This window comes from Leptolyngbya sp. NK1-12, from assembly GCF_032598965.1.
Classification (GTDB): Bacteria; Cyanobacteriota; Cyanobacteriia; order Elainellales; family Elainellaceae; genus Elainella.
In genome coordinates this window covers 190,522-209,699 of record NZ_CP053586.1, presented here as the reverse complement: position 1 = coordinate 209,699, position 19,178 = coordinate 190,522, and the positions used below count along the sequence as shown (strand labels likewise).

The window sequence follows — 19,178 nt, the reverse complement described above, 5'->3', positions numbered from 1 at the left end:
TATGCCCTTTGTTTAACAAATTTTGCCACTATTCTACTGAACTACCCTCGCAAAAGTTGCTTTACAGTTCCAATTAGTTCAGTGGGCTGGAAGGGTTTAGCAATGTAAGCATCTGCACCTTGTTTCATACCCCAATAGCGATCGAACTCTTCGCCTTTTGAAGAACACATGACGATGGGCACATGCTGTGTCTTTGGATCGGCTTTGAGTCGGCGGCAAACTTCATAGCCATTCATGCGCGGCATGACAATATCGAGTACCACAAGATCCGGGCGATGTCCTTGAATTTTTTCTAAGGCATCCACACCATCATTGGCCACGGTGACATTCAAGCCGCTGCCCTTGAGCAGATCGGTGATCATTTTTTGTTGGGCAACACTATCTTCTACGACTAACACAGTACTCATATAGTTCTACCTGCTCGATGCAAGAATTAACGGGCAAGGTTGATGCAGTTTCTGGATCTGCTCTTCTATCATTAAAACTTGTTCTCTTTACCCTGAGTTAACTTGACTCGCGGCATTTCAGTTCTTTCTAATTTGAATTAGCGACTGTTTGAAACGATAATCCGGATAAAGCAAATTGGGTCAGGGAACTGAGGAAATCGAGGTAGAACCCTCGCTATCAATTTCTAGCTCATCTGCTAGCGCTTTTGCTAATAATTTGTCAGGCGTAGGACGATCTGGATACCCCAAGCCGACGTATTTCTCCAGCAGCATCAGCAGTTCTCCTTCGCCAAAGGGTTTGGTCAAGTAATCCGTTGCACCGACCATGCGAGCCTTGACCCGATCAATAAATCCATCTTTCCCAGTCAGCATGATGATTGGCGTTTCCCGAAAGGCAGTGGAGGTTCGCAGCATGGCGCAAATTTCGTAGCCGTCGAGTTCGGGCATGGCAATATCGCACAGGATCAAGTCAGGTTTGAGCTGGAACACTAAGCTGAGAGCCTTGAGTGGGTTGCTGATGCTGGCGGCTTCATAGCCATGCTGGTTCAAAATTTGCTCCACTGTGGCTCGAACGGTTGCTCCATCATCAATACAAACAATGCGCGGTACTTTACCTCCTGCGGCAGCGGTTTGGATTGTCTGCAATTGTCCTGGGTCTGAAACTTCAGGAGCCAGCAACTGTACAGTGCCTTGCCGCACATGAGGATAAATTGCTCGCGCCACCGTGACGATATCTCGATTCAAATAGCGAGCCATTTGCCGCAATGAGGTTTTGCCGTCTACCCAGCGGCCCAACGCTTCAAAGCTAGATTCGCTTAAAGATTTGCGCAGCTGTTCTGGATCAGCCATCGCAGGGCATTGATCCGGCGATTGAATATGGGGATGAAACTGTTTCCATTCCTGAACCTGCTTCATGATCTGGGCGATCAAAGGCCCGATCTCCAGCGTAGTCAATTGGGGAGCTAAAGCCGAACCCAACTCGAAAATAAACGACCCTTGATGCAGACTGAGCAAATCAAACAGCGTCTCCTGGACCATGCTTTGAATAATGCTGCGGCCCTGCTCCGGTGTCAGCACATGATTCTCCAGAAGGGTCCAGAAATACCCATATTCCGGTGCATTGATCGTAGCAATGGCCGAAACCGTTGTATGGTCTAGCGCTTTGTCAACCTTGTAGCGACGCAGGTAATCGCGCAGGCGAGCAAGACTAGAACTGCTGTCCCCAGCATAAATAATCTGCCCATTCAGGAAAAAGACAAACCAGGACTGCATGGAGCCACGAGAATTCCGGCCCCAGAGGGTAGAATAGCCGATGGCTGGTTCACGATTTGGGCTAAAACTCGCAGAACTATGGGTTTCTACAAACAGCTCCCCCGTTCGCTGCCCTAGCTCAATCAGCTGTAGAATGCTACGAATATCAATTTCGTTGAGTTTTCCCTGCATGTAGCCTGCATTTCTCCTGAACACAGCTCAAGCTTAGGTTAATTCGGCTTGCTGTCGTTGTTCGATAAAATTTGTTGCTAGAGAGTATGTTGCTAGAGAGTATCTAGAGAACAGGATCTAGAGATAGGGGGCTAGTGATTTGAACCAGCGGCAGGTGTTGGCAGAGTTAAGAAAAAAGCATCTGTGGAAATTTGTCCTGACTTGGTCCGGATGCCTGTGTAGGGAGGAATGATCACCTGCTTGCTATCCCACAACTATAACTCTCCTGTTTTCTACGGACAAAACTTTGAATACTGGCAATTGTAGACGCGAGGTGTTTTCCCCGTAGGATCTGTAGGATCTGCAACAATATCAGGCTGGCCTACCTAAACCTCTGCCCATTCTCCACAGGCACGACCAAGCAACCGCCTCTGTTGTTGTTTCTCGCTGTCGTTACCCCTGTTGTTGCCGGAAAAGTCTAGGGAATCTTAGAAATGCACTGCCTAAACAGACGCTTGTGACCCAAGTAGCGATGATAGTCCCCCAGGGTTGCCGATCGGGCCAACAAGTTAGAAATGGCAACTGGCTCTATTCACGCAAGCTGGGTTCGAGGCCAATACCAACACTCAGCTCTAGGAAGGCAGTAAGATTGACAAAAATCTAATTTCAGTAGATCGCAAATCATGTTGAGATCCCCCCTAGCCCCCTTAAGTAAGGGGGAACCAAACCAACAATGATTTGAAGTCCCCCTTACTTGAGGGGGAGTGTGCTATGCACACACTGCGCGAGCAGACCCAAGTCTGGTGATCCAAACGAATTCATTTTCGATCTACTGAATTTGGCTAGCTGGGTCGGCTACAGTTGATTAGGCTAAAGATTGTTGAGGACGCACTAGCCAGTGACCTAAGGCAAGTTTTGAAGGCAAATTCTGAAAGGCGCTTCTCTCTGAACTTGCACTTATCGTCCAACTCTGTGAGTAGAAACTACTGTAGTAGAGCCTGTAGTAGAACCTGTGGTAGAACACCAGTCCTGATTTGAGCATAGACACAGAAGGGGATTATCAGCGTGCTGTATCTAGCGGAAGTACTAAGAAAAGCCAGGGTTATCGGTGGTGGTCGAGCTGAACTGAAACTACTCGCCTGCCAACGAGCTGAACTGAGCTGGAGTGCGGTGACTGGCGAAGAGGTGATTCCTGCGTCTGACGATATGAACTACGGAGCGGGAACACTGGTAATGGTAGAGCTTTCCGCAACCAAGCAGGTACAGCGTCACAGTGAGGCGGGGCGGCAGCTAGTTAGTATTTTGCAGAATTTTTCCCGTTTGCAAGAGAAAGCCAAAAATCAAGAAGAAGAAATTGAGCAGTGGAAGCAGTCGCTCACTTATCAAAGCCAGGAGCTAAACCGGCGCGAAATGGAGATTGAGGCCGCCCAAGAGCAGCTTCAACAACTCGAAGCGGATTTTGAACGTTTGGAGAAGCAGCAGCAAGAAATAGAGACCGCCCAGGCTGAGGTAGACCGACTGCGCGAAGAGTTTGAGCGCAAAAGCCAGGAACTCGAAGGGGCATGGGCACAATTGCGAGGAGAAGCTAGTCGGCTGGAGGATCGGCAGGCAGAGCTACAGCAAAAAGCAGTTTTGGATGAAGATGAAGCCCGTTCCCTGCAGTCCTTGCTTGACCAACTAGCGACGACAACCCCAGTCGAGGCAATTCAAGAGCCGCTCCACCACCTGCTCGAGGGGATTGCTCGCCAGCAGGAAACCCTGAACGGCCATTGGCAGCAGCTAGAGCAGCAGCGCGCCTCGGCCCAACACCTGCAAACCGAAGTAGCCCAGCAAACCCAAACCCTACAGGACCGCTGGCAAACATGGCAGCAGGCTCAGGCCGCTTTGGAGCAAACCCGTAGCCAGCTAGAAGCCAGCCAAACTGAACTTCGTTCCAAGCAGCACTATGCCGAATGGTTGACCGCTCAAATCGAGAACCAGACTTCGTTGCATCAGGATTTGGTCCAGTTGGTCGAAGGTTCGGTAAAGGTTAACCTGCAAAGCATCGAGCAAATGTCCTTAGACGAGCTGCAATCAACAGTGCAGGAGTTGGAAAAAGATCTGGAAAAAATGTCTCGCTTTGTCAGCAGTCAGGAAGAAGAACTGGTGTTGCAGCAGCAGGAGATTGACGAGTTGCGGCAGCAGATTCAACAAGCCAGCGAATATGACCGGCTCCGGCTAGAAACTGAATTGGCCGACGAGCAAGATCGCTACCAAATGCTGAACGAAACCCTAGTAGGCCAGCGGCGCAATTTACAGGAGCGGCAGGCGACGCTGAAACTCTATCAGACCGTATTGGCGAAACGGCAAGGCTTCCCGCCGCCAGAGGATCAGGCCCGCATGGTGGATTTAGACCCGATCCTGGTGAAAATCGATCAGATGCGGCAGCAGTTGACCCAACAGCTTCAGATCGCTCAGCAGGAAATTCAGCAATTGCAGGCAACCATTCAATCGAGTCAGGAGGTGGTGGCTCAGCAAGGAGTAACCCAAGCCGCGAATTGGGATGAACTGCGCCAAGTCGAGCAGCAGCTCCGCAGTCAAATTGGAACGGTGGCCGAAATCTGGGGTAAGGTCAACACCTATCAAACCATGTTGCAGCCCGTGCAGGATGACTTAAACCAGTTCAAACAGCAAGCCGAAACTGCCGTTGCCAACCTCAGCCAATTCCAGGAATCCAGCACCGCTCAACAGCAAGCCGTTGTTGGGATCCGAGACACCTTGCAGCGCCTAACTGCCAATCCCACACCTGAATTAGCCGCTTCTTAGCTGTGGGTTGATGCCGCTTCTTTGCTGCCTAGCCAAATCCAATCTCCTTGAACCCAAGCGATCGCTCCACCGGGAAACGGATCGGTTTGGCTGCGGTTCGGGGCAGATAAAAGAGCAGCCAGTTTTTCAATTTGCTCAAAGCTGGAAGCCGTGGACAGAATGTGTTTTAACCCCAGCCGAATCACACGACGCTGCAGCGCCAGTGGTGCATCCCGCAGCAGAGTTCGATTCAGCCGGATCACTTGATTGGATTCGACGATAACAACCTGTTGCCATAGCTGCTCCGCAGCCATTTCCAAATATTCCACATCCGAGCGCAGTAGTTCAGCCGTTTGGGCTAAGGTTGATTCAATTCGAGGATTGAAATGGGTTTGCAAATAGGGAATCAGCTCATGCCGAATCCGGTTGCGGGCAAACTTGAGATCGTGGTTGGTGCTGTCTTCCCAAATCTGCAGCAGGTTTTGCTGACAGAAGGCGGCGGTTTCGGCCCGGGTTATTTCCAGCAGCGGACGCACCAGTTGAACTTTGGAAGCCAAAGGGCGCTGCCATGCCAAAGCCTGCAGGCCATCGGCACCGCTGCCGCGCATCAGGTTGTAAAGCAAGGTTTCGGTGCGGTCGCTAGCGGTATGGCCAGTGACAACATAGCCGTAGTTTTGTTCACTCGCAATCTCGGTCAGCACTTGATAGCGCCATTCTCTAGCGGCAGCCTCGGTTGGGCACGGCTCAGGTGCTACCGTACCGTAAAAGGGAAATTGCCAAGCGGTAGCTAACTGCCTGATGTATTCAGCATTAGCATCGGCATCAGGTCGCCAGCGATGATTGCAATGGGCAACGGCTACAGACCAATGCCATTTGGGTTGCAAATCCAACAGCAGCTTTAACAAACAGAGCGAATCTTGCCCACCCGACACTGCTACAAGCAGCCAACTCTGTGGGGGAAGCAACTGACGCTGCCTCAGCATTCGATGAATGCGAGCATGAAACGGCGTCCAATCCGCCTGTGCAGCCATGTTAGAGAGATGGGGTGAGCGATTAGTTACTTAGTAATCTTCGTCGATTTCGGGATAGATCTCATTGCTGCCTCCCGGCCAGCGGTAGGATTCATCGGCAGGAAAAGGCGTTTCCCGGCTGCGACGAGGCGTATAGACATCATCACGGAACAGATCATCACGGTATTCGCTATCTCTGGTTGATTTTTCTGACCGCAGATCAGAACTTTCGCGCAGCAACTTGGGTGGGCGATCCGGACAAAACTCTAGCCGAATCCGTACTCTGCCCCGCTGCCAGCCCTGATTACCCAAGCGCAGCACTTCACAAGTCTGGCCACGATCGGTGAACCAACCCTCTCGCTCATCTGACCACTCGCCTTCTTGCTCACTGATCAGCTGGGCCAGAGCATCAAGAAATTCGCTCACCTTGAACGTCGGATTAGACACAATAATCCGTCCTGAGCGCACAAACAGGACTTCATCATCACCGAGCAGTCCGTATTCGTTGTCCATGTGTATTTTCCCAAATGTAAATTTAGATTGAACTTTAAACGCTAAACCAGTTATGGCAATTGCGCTGCCAAGATTAGCTGATACTGCTTTAAGGGTGCAATCTATCGCAAAAATCAAGCGCTGCTGCCATCTTGACTGGCCTGAATCCCGGCGATATGGTGATTTCAATCATGCCCTGTGCAACTTTTACCTCGTCATGCTTAGAGATAGCGTAATAGGAGTTCGGCCATGAAGTTCTTATCCATTATGACGCTAGCGATGCTGCTTCCGTTGAGCCTCGCAACTACCGCAAATGCAGAGCCAGGACTCGTCACTCCTGAATCTGTCCCAATGAGTCCAAATGTAGACAGTTCAACTCTAGACAGTCCACAGCCAACCCCATCTGAGTCGATTCAACCTCTGTCAGTTGGTCAAGATTCCCAGTTGGTTTCACCCAGCGATCGCTCTGTCCATCTAGAGGGTCAAGCCCAGCAGATTAACCGCAATCTCAACGCGGGCCAGAATACCGCTCCTCGACTGCGGGACCTACTTGACTTACCCGACGGCATGATCATTCGCGGTTCCTCGCGGGGAGGAATTGGGATTGGTAGAGAATACTAAATTCTCAATTGATTCTCAGTTTGCAGGGCGAAAATTACTGCTTCTGATTGCTTTAAAAGAACCAACCATAGCTGTGCAGTCCTTTGCCCAACAAATTGACTCCCAGGTAGCAGACCCACACAACCAAAAATCCTGACGCGGCTAAAATTGCCGGACGGCGTCCCTGCCAGCCTCGAGTAATCCGGGCATGGAGATAAGCGGCGAACACCAACCAGGTAATCAATGCCCAAGTTTCTTTCGGATCCCAGCTCCAGTAGGATCCCCAGGCTTCATTCGCCCAAACCGCACCGGCGATAATCCCGATCGTCAGCAGCGGAAAGCCAAGGCCAATAATCCGGTAGCTGATATTGTCGAGCGCTTCGGCTAAACTCAACCGCTGCGGAGATAAGGGAGTCGTAGTAGTTGTGACGGGTATGAGTACAGCAGTGCCACCCGATCCATTATGGCTGATTTCCTCTTGGGGCAAGGATGTGGTTGGTAGTGGTTGCAGGGTAGCTTCATCAGAGCGGTGGATCTGATAGCGAGAATTGCGATAGGCCCCCGTTCCTACCGAACTGCCTTTGAGTTCTACATTCTGCCCCCGCGTCACAAACAAAAACGCGATTGCCAGCAGGGATCCCACCATCAGAGCTGCATAGCTCAGAAGCATGACGCTGACATGCATCATCAGCCAGTTGGATTTAAGCGCCGGCACCAATGGCTCAGCTACCTGCATTTGGGCTGGCAACGAGAGGGCAGCAAAGGCCGTAATGCCCATCGCGACTGGAGCTGTGACAACGCCCACTAAGGGGCTACGGCTCATGGACTCAGCCAAAAAATGAACGGCCGTAATACCCCAGGCAATAAAAAACAGCGATTCATATAAATTGCTGAGCGGGAAGTAGCCAGCTTCCAGCCAACGTGCTCCCAGCAAAGCAGCAATACAAAGGTTGGCGATTCCCATACCTGTTGTACCCAGGGTAGGCAGAAAGGGAATCTTGGGGAAGGCCGCGCTACTCCAATAGATCAGCATGGTCAGAAACAGAACGGCGAACGCAGCATTATCAAGCCAGTTCTGAAGGGCAACTAAATCCATGCAGTGTTCTCCAGCCTATAAACGGGCAATTCAAATCAAGCTCAATTCGGCTGATGGCTGGGCCTGAAATGGATGTCTCTTCAATGGTTAAGAGACATTTATATCTGCCATCTAGATCAGCCATCTCGAATGGTTTCTTTTCTTATCCTATCGAGTCTTGTTCGCTTCTGGTCAGGAAAGATAGAAACGATAGGGACATGATTCAGCCCGGTTGTTGGATGGGAATGCCCTACTGGGCAGGCGAAGTCGGCGTCTCCGAACTACCCGGCAGAGGTGGATTGATGGGCGCTGGGGGTGGAAGTGCTCCAGGCGCATTGCCTTTACGTAACAGCACATGGGCATCGTAACGAGTGGTGCGTCCGTCTTGTAGTGCCGCCGTGATCCCAATCGCTCGAATTGCATCGAGAAAAACCTGTTGTTCAGGCGGTAGAGTGGGCAGCGGCAAATTGGTGTTGGCATTCGTCAGGCGATCCACCTCCAGGAAAAACTGACCGTTATTCGGGTTCAGCTCGGTCGAGCTAGTTTGCCGAAACAGGGGATGCTCAACTAAGGGTTGATCGGGTGCGGGCACAATCGTGGTTGCCAAATCTGAACCGATCGCCAAATAAGCCACATTGCCATCCAACCATCCATGCGTCACCTTCAGAGCGGTGAACGGCGAGACCCAGCTAATGGCCGGTTTGCCTTCTACCTGCGTTTCGCTCACCTGGAAGCGGTAGCGGGTTTTCATCAGCTCATCCAGTTTCTTAAAGGTCTGCTCAGCGGCTTTGCGGTCAGAAGTTTGTGCCAGCAGCACAATGCCAGCTTTGGTTGCCGTGGTTTTGTCAGCATTAGCGGCATTGCCAGCAGGGCTAGAGATGACGGCCAGCGCGTATTCACCAGTCATCCAGGCAATCAGATCCTGGTCGAGATCCAGACCAGTCAGGTTGTTAACCCCACGCCGCAGAGTTTCTGGATCAAAAAAGCCCAGCCTTGGTACATCGTTGGGCTGTTGCGTATAGTTTTGCCAGAGCTGTTTCAGGTTGCCCCCCGACGCGACCAGCAGGGCATCTGATGGCAGTAAAAGCGGCATTCGTTCGGCATTATTTGTCACCTTAAAGCGAGCTTTTTGATTGGCTGCCAGCCAGGACACGCTTTGGATGCGCATCCCTTCGGATTCTAAACTGACCGTTGCCGCTAAGCCTTGGTTGCTTTTAAGAGGAGCCAAAACCTGGGGTGGAATTGGCTGGCTAGCATTATTCGCGGTTAGGGCTGTGGCGACTGGGATGTTGACATAAAGCTGCATGAAGGGATTGGCAGCCGTGATATGGTTGAGGGCCTGACCGTAGCCCGGAGTTTGCGCCACCGAGGGTTTGCCCTTCGCCGTATCAATGACTCGCTCTACTGCCTTGCTGTCATTGGCAACCACTACAAACTGATTGTCTACCACTGCCGCGGCGTAAGCCTTCTCGGTTTGACCATGCACCTCGCGAATTTTGACGCCCTTATAGTCTCGATCCACCCAGTCTTGAGTGGCTGCTACTTTGGGGCTGGCCAGTAACTGTTGCGCTTTACCGGCATCGGCAATCGGCAGCACCATGACGGTCGCTTGTTCAGCAGCAGTGAGGGCGTCTGGATTGTAGGGCTGAATCGCCTTGTCTTGACCGTTTGCTTCGATGGCAGGCAGCAGAAAGGCCGCCGTAATCTCACTGCCGACCCAAGGCTGAATGTCCCGTTGGTAGTTCATGCCGTTGGCAATCAGCAGCCGATCGCGCAATTGGGCCAACTGTTTATCGAAAGCAGCCTGAGATGCAGGCGTGCCAAACCGCCGCAACTGCTGCCACTGCCCTCGATCGGTTGAAACGGAAACCGTCATGACCGCCTCTTGCGGAATAATCGCGGCTCCGCTCGGCATCCCAACCAGGGTGGGGCGTCTTTGCAGCAAGCTCCAGGCCACGACTCCGCCGATCAAAAAGCCGGCAGCACTTCCGAGGGTTAATAGAAGCGCCGGTTTACGCTTGAACAGTTTTTCTACCACAGGTCACTGCCCTCCACCACAGGTTGCGTTAGAACAGACAGATAGACTATAGACGATGGTTCCAGGTTTGCAACGCATCTCAATAACTAGTTTGAAAAAGAAAATTTGCACTCAGTTTTGCACTTACAGCCTTTTTCAGGCTAGTGAAGTACGAAAAATGGGGTGCAGAGGCAGTACCCCTGCATGGGGGCTTCATCCCCACACCCCCCATACCTCACATGAGTGAAAAACGCTGTAGTAATCTACTCAACAGGCATTACACCCAACAGCATTAAAAGATAAAAACTAACGCAATCGCCCAGGATTGATCCAGTCGCAGAATTTTAATTTGCTGAATAAATTCTCGAAAATAGAAACGCCGTTCTGCCTCAGACAGATCCAGCCAAAACTGGGGAATCGAGACGAGTTGGGCAATTGTCTTCAGGTTTACAGGCGGTAGCTGGGCTAGTTTGGTGCGGATGGCGGCGATCTCCGTCCGAACTTTGTAGGCGCGCAGGGAAGCAGTTTCTTCATCTAACACGCCAGTTTCGACTAGACGCGGCAGTTGATCTAGAACAGCTTGTTTAGCGGTCATTTGGGCAGTTAACCCTTGCTGAATGCCATCTACATCGGGGATCGCAGCGTTACTGACTGCAGGCGGCAAATCGGCACAGATCTGCTGAATCGTTGCTTCCAGCACCTGCTGATAGGGCAAGCTACGACAAAGTGGCTGACGCGGACAGGCCACCGGGCGCAGGTAGAGGTACTCTTGTTGGTTGCGCACCACTCGACTAATTTTCATAGCGGAGCCACAGGTTTCACAGGCCACTAAACCCGACAGCGAGCGAGGGGCACTGGCAGTTCGAGACGGCATCCGCTGGTTGCGCCGCAGGAGTCGATCCACCTGAGCGGCTTCCTCTCGTGACAGAATCGGCACATGGGTGTCAGGCAGCACCTCACCGTTTTGGTACGCTAAGTCACCCCGATACACCGGGCTAGTCAGCCAGCGCTTGCCAGTCGAAACTGAGATTTTCTTGCTATATTTTTTCTGCAAATAGCGAACGCTGCCCCTGAGCGAGCCGTACAGCAAAAAGTGATCGAAAAAATCTTTCACCACTGGAGCCGTACTCCGATCTAACGCATAGCGGTCTTTGCCACGGCGGTAACCGTAGGGTGCTCTGCCTGGTGGAGGCAGAGCTTTGAGGCGGTTGCGGGCATGGCCCCGGCGGAGTTGTTGACGCTGCTGCTGGGTTTGGATCGTTTGAAACAATTGCATCAGATCCGAAGGGCAGATCGATGGTTCAGCGAGGCCAATCGCATCTTCGGTTGTGATCAGTTGGATTTGCAGCGTCTCTAGCTCGGCTAAGATGGCCCGAATAGCAGTCAGGGAGTCGCCCAACTCGTTGAGATGCCGCACCAGTAGATAAGCGACAGATTCAGTGCGACAATCTTGCAAGAGCTGCTGTAACTGCTGTCGCGTGCCTTGATCTTGGTACACCCGGTCCACTTCCCATCCCCAAATGGATGCATCAGGCACAACTTCTAGCAGGGGATCGCTGTATGTATAGGCAAAAACTTGACCCAAAGCAGGTGTCATAGGCGATGATGCAACTGGCAAAAATGCGGCAGAAGAGGGGTAGGCAGCCAATTGACAAGCAAAATCTCAACCCACCCTAAATCAGTTGGTGGCAAGTTTAGAGAGTAGGTCCTCTACTTGGCTGCTCTTTTGCAGGCACTTTTTGCAGGCACTTTAAGGTAAGCGCTTAATTGAATTAGGTCCTGTTTCATGGAAGCCCGTTGAGAAACTAGTAACTCTATCAATGTGAATCCATCAGCATTTACAATTTGCAATTTTAAATCATGCGATGCAGCGATTACTATGACTCTAAACTCAAACAATTACAATCACGTAGTTTTTGATACAAAAAACAAGCCCGTTCTATCGTATGCGTGCTGCTATGGCTTTTACTCTAAGGCAATTTAAGCCTATATTTATTGTCAATTAATTGCCAAATATGCAGTTTTAGTCGAAGAATTAGCTAAAGAAATGGGCCGCCAATTCTAAATGGTTATTGGTTGGTTTTGGAAGAGAACCAGCACAATTTTATGCTTCTAAAGCTTTGCTTTTTAGGATGCAACAGAATTTTGCAATGAACGCAAACATCTAGATTTGCTCTAGCAAACGCCATAGAATTATCGAATGATCTTGCCAGGATAAACTATGAGTTCAACCCTCCAATCCTCAGACGATGCTTTTCGCTCTAGTGCTAATACAGTAATTGAGGAGAAAACTATCCCAGCGTTGACCCCTGACTCGACTTCGGATCTGTTTTTGCGCCATCGCCTCAGGATTGTTGAGGATCTGTGGGAACTGGTTCTTCAACAGGAATGTGGACAAACCTTGGTAGATTTATTGCGCCAGTTGCGCTCGATCCATTCTTCTGAAAGTGAAGCAGCAGAAGCTGCCGCTGCCGAAGTGCTGAGATTGATCGAGAATCTGGATTTGAATGAAGCCATTCGAGCTGCCCGTGCTTTTGCGCTCTATTTCCAGCTGATCAATATTGTGGAACAGCACTATGAGCAGCGGGAACAACAGCAACAATATCGAGCCGCATACGAACAGGCCACAGGTCACGAAGAGTCGATCTTCACGACCGATCCGTCCTTGATTGGAGAAGGCGAAGAATCGGGTTCTCCCCAGGCCGAGCTGCTAGAAAAAAACCTACAAGAGTCTCCCGCCCGACGTGAAAAGCCGGCAACGTTGCAATCCCTTTTCCCAAAACTGCGGCGCTTAAACGTACCTCCCCGGCAGATCCAACAGTTGATTGATAATTTAGATGTGCGGCTGGTATTTACGGCGCACCCGACCGAAATTGTCCGCCACACAATTCGCGACAAGCAACGCCGAGTCGCTAAAATTCTCCGTCAACTTGATACCGCTGAAGAAAGTCTGCGGGCGCTAGGACTTTCATCCTCGTGGGAAACCGAAGATTTGCGCGACCAGTTGATGGACGAGATCCGACTGTGGTGGCGGACCGATGAGTTGCACCAGTTTAAGCCCACGGTTTTGGACGAGGTAGATTACGCGCTGCACTATTTCCATGAGGTGCTATTCGACGCCATTCCCCAGCTCTATCAGCGGTTTTGTCGTTCGCTCCACACGACCTTCCCAGGTCTGCGTCCACCGCAACACAATTTCTGCAAGTTCGGCTCTTGGGTCGGTGCCGACCGCGATGGCAACCCCTCAGTAACGCCAGAAGTCACCTGGAAAACCGCCTGCTATCAGCGCAATTTGGTTTTGGGCAAGTATATCAACTCAGTGCGAAATCTGATCAACCTGCTAAGCATGTCTCTGCACTGGAGCGACGTGCTGCCCGATCTGCTGGAATCGCTGGAGCAGGATCAGGTGCAGATGCCCGATATCTACGAACAGTTGGCTATCCGCTATCGCCAGGAACCCTACCGCCTGAAGCTGGCTTACATTCAGAGACGGTTAGAAAATACGCGAGATCGCAGCCTCCAGCTCTATAACGGCGACTATCCCCAGTTTGAAGTGCCAGAAATTAATCCCGCTCTGGTCTATCGGTCCGGCAAGGAGTTTTTGGACGAACTGAAGCTGATTCAGCGCAACCTCAAGGAAACTGGCCTACAGAGCCGAGAACTGGAAACGCTGATCTGCCAGGTGGAGATCTACGGGTTTAATCTAGCCCATCTGGATATTCGCCAGGAAAGCTCCCGCCATTCGGACACGCTGGCTGAGATCATTGCTTATCTGCAAATTCTACCCAAGCCCTACGATGAACTGCCGGAAGAGCAAAAATGCCGTTGGCTAGCGACCGAACTGCAAACTCGTCGTCCGCTGATTCCGTTTGAGCTGCCCTTCTCGGAAAAAACCTGTGAAACGATTCAGACTTTTCGAATGGTGCGGACCCTGCAACAGGAATTTGGCACCGAGATCTGCCAGACCTACATTATCAGCATGAGCCACCATGCCAGCGATTTGCTAGAAGTGCTGCTGCTGGCCAAAGAAGCGGGTTTGTATGATCCGGCCACAGGTTCAGGCACACTTCAGGTTGTCCCTCTGTTTGAGACCGTCGAGGATCTGCAGCGGGCACCAGCGGTGATGCAAGAACTGTTTGAATTGCCTTTCTATCGGGCGCTGCTGGCGGGTGGTTTCTCCGGTGGGCAGGCTGACTCTGAAACTACCGCTCATGGTGCTGACTCGCCTCGGAGTACTGTTTCCCTGCAAGAGGTCATGCTGGGCTATTCCGATAGCAATAAGGACTCAGGTTTTCTCAGCAGTAACTGGGAGATTCACAAAGCTCAACAGGCGCTGCAAGGCGTGGCCGATCGCTTTGGCATTGCGCTGCGTATCTTCCACGGACGCGGCGGTTCGGTGGGCCGCGGCGGCGGTCCTGCCTACGATGCAATCTTGGCTCAACCCGGACGCAGCATCGATGGCCGCATCAAAATTACCGAACAGGGCGAAGTGCTGGCATCTAAATACAACCTGCCGGAGCTGGCGCTCTACAATCTGGAAACCGTCACTACCGCTGTGATTCAAGCTAGCCTGCTGCGCAGTGGCTTTGATGACATCCAACCTTGGCGCGAAATCATGGAGGAACTGGCAGCTCGCTCTCGTGCCCATTACCGCAATCTGATCTATGAACAGCCAGACTTCCTCGACTTTTTCTTGCAGGTGACGCCAATTGAGGAAATTAGCCAGCTACAGATCAGTTCTCGTCCGGCCCGACGCAGCGGCAGCAAAAAGGATCTCTCCAGTCTACGAGCGATCCCCTGGGTATTTAGCTGGACGCAAACTCGCTTTCTACTGCCGTCTTGGTATGGAGTGGGTACCGCGATTCAGAGCTTCCTCGAAGAGGCTCCCCAGGAGAATATGAAGCTGCTGCGCTACTTCTACTACAAGTGGCCCTTCTTTAAGATGGCGATTTCCAAGTGTGAGATGACGCTCTCGAAGGTGGATTTGCAGATCGCCCATCACTATGTGCAGGAACTCAGCCATCCTGAAGACCGGGAGCGCCTAGAAGGGGTGTTCGAGCAAATTGCCAACGAATACTACTTGACTCGGGATCTGGTGCTGAAAATTACTGGCCATCCCCGCCTGCTCGATGGCGATCCAGACTTACAGCGCTCGGTGCAGTTGCGTAACAACACAATCGTACCGCTGGGCTTTTTACAAGTGTCGCTATTGAAGCGGCTGCGTCAACATAAATCGAGTGCCGCATCGGGAGTGATTCGCTCCCGCTACAGTCGGGGCGAACTGCTGCGCGGTGCCCTCTTGACGATCAACGGCATCGCTGCCGGTATGCGGAATACAGGTTGATCTGAATTAGGTCTGGCTAGAATGAGTCTGGTACTGACCTTTGCTCAGAAAAATCAGCCGAGGATGAGTCATGAGTCGTAGTGATGAAGTGAGAGGTTTAGTAGGCGAAGTTAAAGCCCAAATTGGCATTCTGGGCGGCTTCGTGGGTTTGATGTGGGCGTTGGAAATCCTTGATTTGTTTCTAGGCGGAGCGCTAGACCAGTTTGGGATTCGGCCTCGCTCACTGATTGGCCTACGCGGGGTCTTGTTTGCACCGTTTCTGCACGGCAACCTGCTGCATCTAATCGCCAACACGGTGCCATTTTTGATCCTGGGTTGGTTGGTGATGCTGCGGCGCACGAGCGATTTCTGGCCAGTTACACTCATTGTGATGCTGGTGTCGGGTTTGGGCACCTGGCTATTTGCCTCTCCCTTTACTATCCATATCGGTGCTAGCGGCCTTGTATTTGGTTACTTGGGCTTTCTGCTATCGCGGGGTTACTTTGAGCGCAGCTTTGGTTCAATTCTGATGTCGCTCATGGTTGGTATCCTGTACGGCGGGATGATTTGGGGCGTTCTACCGACCCGAATCGGCATTTCCTGGCAAGGTCACCTATTTGGATTCATCGGTGGCATCATTGCTGCCTGGATGCTGGCTAAACCTCGATCGTCCCGCAGCTATTAGTTGGAGTATTCCTTTGCCGCCCAGCTTCATGCCACCAGCCCAATCTTCTCAGGCCAGCCACTCTCCTCCCCTGCTGGTGACAGATCTAGACCAATCCCTATCTCAACGGTTTTTTCGACTGGCGATTGTTAATATCCTTTCCAATCTGACAGTGCCGCTAGCGGGGTTGGTGAGCGTTGCTTTCCTCGGCCATTTAGTTGAAATTCGCTATTTGGCTGGCGTCACTTTGGCTACGGTCTTGTTTAACTACCTCTACCGCACCCTCGGCTTCCTGCGCATGGGCACGACGGGTGTAACCGCTCAGGCGGTAGGACGCAACGATCGAGCTGCGATTCTGCTAACCGCTTTGCGCAACGGCATTCTAGCGGTTGGCTTGGGGTTGATCATATTGCTATTGCAGCATCCAATTCGCGACTTAGGGTTTGCCGTACTCAGCGCTGAACCTGTGATCAAAGCGGCAGGGCAAGCTTACTATGACGCTCGAATTTGGGCCGCCCCGGCTACGTTACTCAACTTTGTCTTGATTGGTTCCCTGCTAGGTCAGGAAAAAAGTGGTCAGGTGCTGCTCATTTCGGCACTTGGCAATGGAGCCAACATTTTGCTTGACTATTTCTTTGTAGTGCGCTGGGGCTGGAATAGTGCCGGAGCGGGCTGGGCGATCACTGTGAGCCAATACCTGATGGCGCTGTTGGGGTTGGTCCTATGCGCTCGCCAAACCTCCTGGCTGGAAATTCAGGCGATCCAGTCAAAGCTGTGGGATACTGCCGCATTCAAAAGCACTCTGACGCTGAACGGCAATATTTTTATTCGCACCCTGGCGTTTCTATCGACCTTTTCGGTGTTCACAAATTTCAGTTCTGCAATTGGAGCCATCCTGTTGGCAGAGAATGCCCTGCTGTTGCAGGTGTTTAGCTTCGCAGTGTACTTGATTGATGGCCTCGCTTTTGCGACAGAAAGCCTCACCGGTGTACTGCATGGGCAAGGCAACAAAAAACCGCTGCTGGGTTTGATTAGTCTGTCGGGTGGCAGCAGTCTGGTGATTGGTGTCACGTTTGCGCTGTTGTTTGTACTGTTTCCGATGCCCTTATTTGCCCTCTTGACCAACCATACTGAAGTGCTGGCTCAAATCGGGCGTTACGTGTTTTGGCTGATTCCCGTGCTGGGCTTCGGCTCGATTGCCTTTATGCTAGACGGCTATTTTTTGGGTTTGGCAGAGGGGGCAACGTTGCGCAACGCCGCCCTGTTTGCCACCCTCTTTGGCTTTGTGCCATTGGTAGTTTGGGCTTGGCAACTGCAAAGCAACGATTTACTCTGGCTTGCCCTCTCTGTTTTCATGGCAGCGCGAGTGGTCTTTTTGGGCAGTCAGGTGCTGAGAACAATTCAATAACACCAATCTCAAGAACACCAATCGGCTAATCTGCCGGTAGATGGGTTGAGAATACGTAAATGCGTTGAGTTTGCAAATTCTGACAAACTGCCGAAGGTTTGATAGAGTCAGGCGTCAATTGACCACGCTCTGCAGCATCCGAAGAGCGATGGTGCTCCGCATCGCCCGGAGTGGGACCGAGGCGGAAGATTTGCCGATCGAGCTGCACCTGCAAATTGGTCAGCGGATCGTCTCCTGTCGCGATCAGGAATTCGAGCTGTTGCACCGATGGCCAAGCTGCTAAAGTATCCAGAATTTCGGCGATGGCTCGGACATAGGGATGACTCGGCTGGCGATACCACTCTGGTGTAGCCAATTCAGATTGATCAAACCCTAAATGAAAAGTGAGGGTGGATTGTCCAAACAGAGCTGAGGCGAGCGATCGCGCTTCTTCTTGCAGTAAAAAATCGTGAGTTTTAGCTAAGTGACGGATTTTTTCTAACCGTTCATAGCGTTCTGTAACCGAAAGCTGCTCGTCTTGCCACTGAATGGACACAGTAATCAGGAAGGTGCGCAGCAGCAGATGGCCCAGCTTCTCGGCCTTAGTCGCCAGATAATCAGCATTGTAGGAGGTGGCTTCGATTAGCAGCGGCACTCGATCGACCATTTCCAAGCCGTAACCTTTAAGGCCAGCAATCTTGCGAGGGTTGTTGGTAATTAAGCAAAACTTTTGCACCCCCAAATCATTGAGAATCTGAGCACCGACGCCGTAGTTGCGCTGATCCGCCGGAAAGCCCAAGCGTTCGTTCGCTTCTACAGTATCCAGCCCCATGTCCTGCAGCGAATAAGCTTTGAGTTTATTGATCAGCCCAATCCCTCGCCCTTCCTGCCGCAGGTAAACCACCACACCTTGGCCCGCATTCTCGATCATCTTCAGGGCTGCCTGAAGCTGCATTCGACAGTCACAGCGCAACGAGCCGAGAGCGTCCCCGGTCAAACATTCGGAATGCACCCGCACCATCACGCTTCTGTCCTTGAAGGTAGCCGGATCGCCTTTGACAATCGCAATATGTTCAGAATTATCTAGCAGGTTGCGATAGCCATAAACTTGAAAATGCCCGAACTGGGTCGGCAAATTGGCAATGGCCTCGCGCTGTACAAATCGCTCATGCTGCAACCGATAGCTAATCAAATCGGCGATGCTGATCAGCTTCAGCTCGTGGCGCTTGGCATATTCGATCAGCTCTGGCAATCGCGCCATCGATCCATCTAGGTTCTGAATTTCGCAGATCACCGCCGCTGGATAAAGCCCTGCCAGTCTCGCCAAATCTACCCCCGCTTCGGTATGACCAGCTCGCTTCAGCACGCCGCCTTCCTTGGCCCGCAAGGGGAAGATGTGCCCCGGACGCCGCAAATCACTCGGCTTAGTGTTGGGATTGAGGGTTAGCTGAATTGTGCGAGCGCGATCCTCAGCGGAAATGCCCGTTCCAACCCCTAGATGGTAGGCTCCGTCAATACTAACCGTAAATGCGGTCTGTTCACTTTCGTCGGTTTTGTTGCTCACCATCAGCGGCAAATCCAATTGGTCGAGCCGTTCACCAGTCATAGCTAAGCAAATCAGGCCACGGGCTTCTACCGCCATGAAATTGATCATGTCAGGGGTGGCAAACTGAGCCGCACAAATCACATCGCCTTCGTTCTCGCGATTCTCATCGTCCACCACCACAATCGATTTGCCAGCCTTCAGATCGTTCAGAGCAGCTTCGATGGAGTCAAACACAGAGGTAGACGAAGCAGGTGAATTCAATTCTTCAAGATGCAGCGGTTCCACAAGAAAATTCCATGTAGCGACAACTATATAAGCGACAACCATACGAGTGCTGTAAGACCATCGCTATCAGTGCTAAATCAGGGCTAAACGAGTGGCACTAGATCAGCACTAAACGATCAGCGCCTAA

13 protein-coding genes are annotated in these 19,178 nt (G+C 51.7%); 5 read left to right on the top strand and 8 right to left on the bottom strand.

Annotated features, from left to right (window positions below; translation table 11 throughout):
- Window positions 1-41: 41 nt before the first annotated feature.
- Both HJG54_RS00525 and HJG54_RS00520 read right to left on the bottom strand, forming a co-directional pair.
- Window positions 42-407: a response regulator transcription factor gene (locus HJG54_RS00525; protein WP_036000701.1), complete on the bottom strand. Its 366-nt coding sequence runs from the start codon at window positions 405-407 to the stop codon at window positions 42-44.
- A gap of 180 nt (window positions 408-587) precedes the next feature.
- Window positions 588-1,889 (bottom strand): response regulator, encoded by a 1,302-nt coding sequence (locus HJG54_RS00520; RefSeq protein WP_316432741.1) that lies wholly within the window; start codon window positions 1,887-1,889, stop codon window positions 588-590.
- Between the two features lie 1,044 nt (window positions 1,890-2,933).
- Between HJG54_RS00520 and hmpF the strand changes: the two genes are divergently transcribed.
- Window positions 2,934-4,673, top strand: coding sequence for a pilus motility taxis protein HmpF (gene hmpF / locus HJG54_RS00515; RefSeq protein WP_316432740.1), 1,740 nt, complete (start codon window positions 2,934-2,936; stop codon window positions 4,671-4,673).
- On the opposite strand, the gene tilS is transcribed toward hmpF, so the two are convergent.
- Window positions 4,670-5,683: a tRNA lysidine(34) synthetase TilS gene (gene tilS / locus HJG54_RS00510; RefSeq protein ID WP_316432739.1), complete on the bottom strand. Its 1,014-nt coding sequence runs from the start codon at window positions 5,681-5,683 to the stop codon at window positions 4,670-4,672. The two genes, hmpF and tilS, sit on opposite strands and share 4 nt — an antisense overlap.
- A 30-nt stretch (window positions 5,684-5,713) precedes the next feature.
- Complete coding sequence (locus HJG54_RS00505) at window positions 5,714-6,175, bottom strand: KGK domain-containing protein (RefSeq protein ID WP_316432738.1); 462 nt, start codon at window positions 6,173-6,175, stop codon at window positions 5,714-5,716.
- 228 nt (window positions 6,176-6,403) lie between these two features.
- Between HJG54_RS00505 and HJG54_RS00500 the strand changes: the two genes are divergently transcribed.
- Window positions 6,404-6,775: a hypothetical protein gene (locus tag HJG54_RS00500; protein ID WP_316432737.1), complete on the top strand. Its 372-nt coding sequence runs from the start codon at window positions 6,404-6,406 to the stop codon at window positions 6,773-6,775.
- A gap of 52 nt (window positions 6,776-6,827) precedes the next feature.
- Here the strand turns inward: HJG54_RS00500 and ccsB are convergent, their stop codons facing one another.
- The 3 genes from ccsB to HJG54_RS00485 form a co-directional block, all read right to left on the bottom strand.
- Window positions 6,828-7,850: a c-type cytochrome biogenesis protein CcsB gene (ccsB, locus tag HJG54_RS00495; RefSeq protein ID WP_316432736.1), complete on the bottom strand. Its 1,023-nt coding sequence runs from the start codon at window positions 7,848-7,850 to the stop codon at window positions 6,828-6,830.
- A 229-nt stretch (window positions 7,851-8,079) separates the two neighbouring features.
- Complete coding sequence (locus HJG54_RS00490; RefSeq protein ID WP_316432735.1) at window positions 8,080-9,867, bottom strand: DUF3352 domain-containing protein; 1,788 nt, start codon at window positions 9,865-9,867, stop codon at window positions 8,080-8,082.
- Between the two features lie 271 nt (window positions 9,868-10,138).
- Complete coding sequence (locus tag HJG54_RS00485; protein WP_316432734.1) at window positions 10,139-11,443, bottom strand: recombinase family protein; 1,305 nt, start codon at window positions 11,441-11,443, stop codon at window positions 10,139-10,141.
- Between the two features lie 624 nt (window positions 11,444-12,067).
- On the opposite strand from HJG54_RS00485, the gene ppc reads away from it, so the two are divergent.
- From ppc to gntT, 3 genes are all read left to right on the top strand, one after another.
- Window positions 12,068-15,190: a phosphoenolpyruvate carboxylase gene (gene ppc / locus HJG54_RS00480; RefSeq protein ID WP_316432733.1), complete on the top strand. Its 3,123-nt coding sequence runs from the start codon at window positions 12,068-12,070 to the stop codon at window positions 15,188-15,190.
- 70 nt (window positions 15,191-15,260) lie between these two features.
- Window positions 15,261-15,854 (top strand): rhomboid family intramembrane serine protease, encoded by a 594-nt coding sequence (locus HJG54_RS00475; RefSeq protein WP_316432732.1) that lies wholly within the window; start codon window positions 15,261-15,263, stop codon window positions 15,852-15,854.
- A gap of 13 nt (window positions 15,855-15,867) precedes the next feature.
- Window positions 15,868-17,241, top strand: a complete 1,374-nt coding sequence (gene gntT / locus HJG54_RS00470) for a guanitoxin biosynthesis MATE family efflux transporter GntT (protein ID WP_316432730.1) — start codon at window positions 15,868-15,870, stop codon at window positions 17,239-17,241.
- A 25-nt stretch (window positions 17,242-17,266) separates the two neighbouring features.
- Here gntT and ribBA read toward each other — a convergent pair whose 3' ends face one another.
- Window positions 17,267-19,093, bottom strand: coding sequence for a bifunctional 3,4-dihydroxy-2-butanone-4-phosphate synthase/GTP cyclohydrolase II (ribBA, locus tag HJG54_RS00465; protein WP_316432728.1), 1,827 nt, complete (start codon window positions 19,091-19,093; stop codon window positions 17,267-17,269).
- Window positions 19,094-19,178 lie beyond the last annotated feature (85 nt).

What these genes read in the sequence shown, in the direction of transcription:
- HJG54_RS00525 (WP_036000701.1), bottom strand. Translation starts at nt 407, where the DNA reads ATGAGTACTGTGTTAGTCGTAGAAGATAGTGTTGCCCAACAAAAAATG.
- HJG54_RS00520 (WP_316432741.1), bottom strand. Translation starts at nt 1,889, where the DNA reads ATGCAGGGAAAACTCAACGAAATTGATATTCGTAGCATTCTACAGCTG.
- tilS (WP_316432739.1), bottom strand. Translation starts at nt 5,683, where the DNA reads ATGGCTGCACAGGCGGATTGGACGCCGTTTCATGCTCGCATTCATCGA.
- HJG54_RS00505 (WP_316432738.1), bottom strand. Translation starts at nt 6,175, where the DNA reads ATGGACAACGAATACGGACTGCTCGGTGATGATGAAGTCCTGTTTGTG.
- HJG54_RS00500 (WP_316432737.1), top strand. Translation starts at nt 6,404, where the DNA reads ATGAAGTTCTTATCCATTATGACGCTAGCGATGCTGCTTCCGTTGAGC.
- ccsB (WP_316432736.1), bottom strand. Translation starts at nt 7,850, where the DNA reads ATGGATTTAGTTGCCCTTCAGAACTGGCTTGATAATGCTGCGTTCGCC.
- HJG54_RS00485 (WP_316432734.1), bottom strand. Translation starts at nt 11,443, where the DNA reads ATGACACCTGCTTTGGGTCAAGTTTTTGCCTATACATACAGCGATCCC.
- ppc (WP_316432733.1), top strand. Translation starts at nt 12,068, where the DNA reads ATGAGTTCAACCCTCCAATCCTCAGACGATGCTTTTCGCTCTAGTGCT.
- HJG54_RS00475 (WP_316432732.1), top strand. Translation starts at nt 15,261, where the DNA reads ATGAGTCGTAGTGATGAAGTGAGAGGTTTAGTAGGCGAAGTTAAAGCC.
- ribBA (WP_316432728.1), bottom strand. Translation starts at nt 19,093, where the DNA reads ATGGTTGTCGCTTATATAGTTGTCGCTACATGGAATTTTCTTGTGGAA.